Source organism: Pseudonocardia sp. EV170527-09 (assembly GCF_008369905.1).
Classification (GTDB): domain Bacteria; phylum Actinomycetota; class Actinomycetes; order Mycobacteriales; family Pseudonocardiaceae; genus Pseudonocardia.
This window is the reverse complement of sequence record NZ_VRMC01000617.1, coordinates 1-243: the sequence shown is the minus strand read 5'-3', so window position 1 is coordinate 243 and position 243 is coordinate 1. Positions and strand designations below refer to the sequence as shown.

1 protein-coding gene is annotated in these 243 nt (G+C 60.5%); it reads right to left on the bottom strand.

The features are described 5' to 3' along the window. Window positions 1–20: 20 nt before the first annotated feature. On the bottom strand, window positions 21–243 hold a 223-nt coding region (locus FVA95_RS30295; protein WP_205016108.1), incomplete at its 5' end, for a hypothetical protein.

The window sequence follows — 243 nt, the reverse complement described above, 5'->3', positions numbered from 1 at the left end:
GTCCCATTCCTCAAAAACCCTTACTTGCGTGCCGCCTCCCACGACTTGAGCAGTTCGTTGTAGCTCACGGTTTCGCCTTTCGGCTTCTCGTTGGCCAGTTTCGGTTTTGGTGCGCCCGGCTGGTCGAACCAGTATTGCGCGTCGCGCTCGGGGTTCATTTTCGGGGCGCACACCGCTTGGGCCTTGGAGCGTTCCAGACGGGTCATGATCGCGTCCTGATCCTTGGCCAGACCGTCAAGGGCC